3 protein-coding genes are annotated in these 3,569 nt (G+C 62.6%); 1 reads left to right on the top strand and 2 read right to left on the bottom strand.

The window, feature by feature from the left end; genetic code table 11:
- Nucleotides 1–1,782 (bottom strand): methyl-accepting chemotaxis protein (locus ACOZKU_RS17685; protein WP_421579975.1); only part of this gene is annotated, 1,782 nt, incomplete at its 3' end.
- Between the two features lie 182 nt (nt 1,783–1,964).
- Entirely contained in the window at nt 1,965–3,155 is a 1,191-nt protein-coding gene (locus ACOZKU_RS17680) for a GGDEF domain-containing protein (protein WP_421579974.1), read from the bottom strand.
- A gap of 223 nt (nt 3,156–3,378) precedes the next feature.
- Here ACOZKU_RS17680 and ACOZKU_RS17675 point away from each other — a divergent pair.
- A partial coding sequence (locus tag ACOZKU_RS17675; RefSeq protein WP_421579973.1) for an SDR family NAD(P)-dependent oxidoreductase occupies nt 3,379–3,569 on the top strand: 191 nt, incomplete at its 3' end.

Here is a 3,569-nt window from a genome sequence, read left to right as displayed (position 1 = left end):
GCCGGCATTCAGCGCCAGCAGGTTGGTCTGGAAGGCGATCTCGTCAATGACGCCGATGATCTGGCTGACCTTTCTGGACGAATCCTCGATGCCCTCCATGGCGGTGATCGCCTTGCGCACCACCGCGTTGGAGCGATCGGCATCCGAACAGGCCTCATTGACCTTCGATGCAGCCTCGCCGGCATTGCGGGTGCTGGTGTGCATCTGCTCGGCGATCTCGTTCATCGCGGCGGCGGTTTCCTCCAGGCTTGCGGCCTGCTGTTCCGTGCGGCGCGAGAGATTGTCCGAGCTGCGGCTGATCTCGCCGATGCCGGCATTCAGCGAATGCACGGTTTGGTTCAGTTGCAGGATGGTGCGCTCGAGGCTGTCCATCGTGTCGTTGAAATTGTCGCGCAATTCAACATAGGACGGCGGAAAGTTTTCCGTGATGCGGCTCGTCAGATCGCCGCGCGAGAGGTTGGCGAGGCCACGGCCGAGCGCGTCCACGACCTTGCGCTGCTCTTCCGCGGCGCGGGCGCGTTCGGCTTCGGTTTGGCGCCGTTCGCTTTCCGTCTGCTGGCGCTGCTCGGCATTGGCGGCCTCCAGTCGATGGCCGTCGGCGAGGCGATGACGGAAGGCTTCGAGTGCCACGGCGACCTTGCCGATCTCGTCGCTGCGCTCCTGACCGGCGACCGGCTGTTCCAGCTTTCCCTCCGACATGCGGCCGACATCAAGGAGCAGCGAGGCCATCGGCCGCTGCACGAAGGTGCGCACGGCCAAAAGCAGCGCGCCGATCACGGCGGCGAGAATGAACATGCCGCCGATCACCAGGATCGTCGTCTGCTCGTTGACGACGGAGGAAACCGCCGCCACCGGCACGTCGACCGCCACGGCCCAGCGCGCATTGAGGCCCGGCAAATCGAACGGATAGACGACGCGGTAAACCGAACCGCCATCGCCGCCCACGACATCATTGAGCGTCACGGTCTTGCCGTCAGCAAGCGCCGCCTTGACCTGATCGGTCCCCTCGGCCGCGTACTCCTTCATCACCTGCGCGGCATCGGGAGCCGCCAGCCATTTGCCGGTGCCCGACAGCAGATAGACGCGGCCTTCGCCGAAGGGGCGCTCCGACTTCAGCGAGTCGGCCAGCGAGCCGAGTGCGACATCAAGACCGGTCACGGCGGCGAGACGACCGTCGATGATGACAGGCTGCGTCACGGTCATCATCAGGAGATTGTTGGCTGACGGCTCTTCATACGGTTCGGTCGCAGCACCCTTCTTGCTCGTCGCGGCCAGGCGATAGTACTCCGCGTTGCGATCGACGGCGGGGCGCATGAGTTCCATGCCGTTCGCACCTCGCACCCAATACGGTGTAAAGATGCCCTCGGCATTGGTCCCCTGTACCGCATCGTCCTTCGGCCCGAGCGTGCCGTCGAGACCCTGCTCGGTATCGACGATCCAGGCGCCGAAGACGAGATCGAACTTTTCGACCTGCGCCGGCAGCATGGTGGTGATCGCCGTCCGGTCGAGCTTGCCGGCGGCAATGCCGCGCTCGATCAGACCTGCCAGGCTTCGCGTGGCGCCCGAGAGCGCGTCGATCTTCCCGCTCATCGCCTGCGCGGTCGCCTCGGCCTCGGCTTCCGCCTGCTTCAGCGTGATGGCAACGGTGCGCTCGCGGACTTGAAGGATGACGACGAGGAAGGTCAGCGCCAGAACGCAGGCAATGGCGACAGCGCTCACGGAGAGCAGCTTGACCGCCAGCGAGCGGGAGGATTTCGGACGCGCAGCAGATGTTGAAGCCATGGGGTCGGTCCTGTTTCGCCAAGATACCGGCGATGGTTGCAATAGAATGACGCTGACGCTGCGGTATTTAACTTAAAAAGTAATAAAATTTTTCTGGGAAATCAGGCCCTCCTCGTCAGAAGCTCCCACCATTTGTCACAAGTTTCGGAATTGCCGTGCGACGCCAGGGTTGTGCCCGGCTGTCAGGCTGCAGCACTATCACCTCGCCCCGACGGAACAAGATCATCCGCCAGCGCGACGGTGTTGCGACCGAGGCGCTTGGCCTCATAGAGCGCAGCGTCGGCATCCTGCAAAAGACGCTCCAGCGTCGCGACGGGCGGGAAAGCCAGCGCAACCCCCAGACTGACCGTTACACAGCCGTCATTAAGGCCGCGATGCGGGATGGCGAGCGCTTCGATGGCGGCGCGGATGCGCTCAGCCTGCGCGAGGGCTTGCAGCGCTGTTTGGCCAGCCGAAAGCACCAGGATTTCCTCGTCACCGAAACGGAACACGAAAGCACCGTCGTCCGCGTTTGCGAGAATACATTGCGAGACGGCGCGGATGCAGGCGTCGCCCTCGATATGGCCGTGCACATCGTTGAAACGCTTGAAATGGTCGATATCGAGCAGGATAGCGGAGATGCCGTGCGACGCGTCGCGCCAGAGCGCATCGCGCACACGGGCGAGCGAGCGACGGTTCAGGAGGCCGCTCAGCTCGTCGCGATCGGCATTGTGCTCCAGCTGCTGATAAAGCAGGCTGCCGCGCAACTGGTTGAGAAAGCTCTGGCGATCCTTCTGCTCGAGAAAATAGGCGCTGACGGCGAGGAAGATGGAGAGCGTCACATAGAAGGTGATGATGCCGGAATAGGTGACTGCGTCGAAAGCGCCGGTGAGCGACGTCGTGGTGAAATGCGAGGCGCACATCAGCACGAGGCCGATGAGGATGGCCGGAAACCGAGGACGAAGCGCGATCACGAAGAACAGGAAGGCGGCGGAATTGCCGTTCTGATAAACGAAGAGATAGGGGCTTTCGCTCCCGATGGCGACGGCCATTGGCAGCGTGACGCCGAGCACGGCGATGGCGACGGAAAGAACATCGTAAAGCGCGGCATTCGGCCAGCGGCGCACGGCGAGAATGCAGGCGATCACGAAGGGCGTGAAAATGAAGAAACGCGCCGTGACGAGGCCGGAAAAGACATCCGCCATCATCGTCCGGTCGCCGAAATAGACAAGATCGTAGATCAGCGTTCCGATGATGCCCCAGATAACGGCAAGCCGTACGCGTTCTGCCGCATAGTCCTTGCGGAAGCGCGCCTCGATTTCGGGGCAAAAACGCAGAAAACGGAAACCCCGCGCCCTCTGGCGCTCCACGTGGTCCAGTGTCACGACGGTCATCGTCGAAGGTCCCCGCATGCAGAACGATTGGCCTAACGTTAGGCAAGAATACTGAACAAGTACCTAAAATTGTACGGTTTCCATCGCTCCCCTTGTACGGATCGCCGTTGCGCAAACGCTTCGCCCATTGACTCCTGCAGCGAGAGGCAGAGGAATTTACCGTGTAAAATCCGGCGGGTTCGAAGCACCCGCATATCCCGGACGATTGGAGGAGCGTGAAACGATGGCGGGCAGGCTTGAGGGAAAAACGGCGATCATTTCCGGTGGTGCGACCGGCATGGGCGGGGCGGCCTCACGGCTCTTCGCGCGGGAGGGCGCACGCGTCGCTATCGTCGATTACAATGCGGAGGCTGCCGAAGAGACGGCAGCAGACATTCGCGCCCATGGCGGCGATGCGCAGGCCTTCACCGCCGA

The organism is Shinella sp. M31 (assembly GCF_049199205.1).
Classification (GTDB): domain Bacteria; phylum Pseudomonadota; class Alphaproteobacteria; order Rhizobiales; family Rhizobiaceae; genus Shinella.
This window is presented reverse-complemented; position numbering and strand designations above follow the sequence as displayed.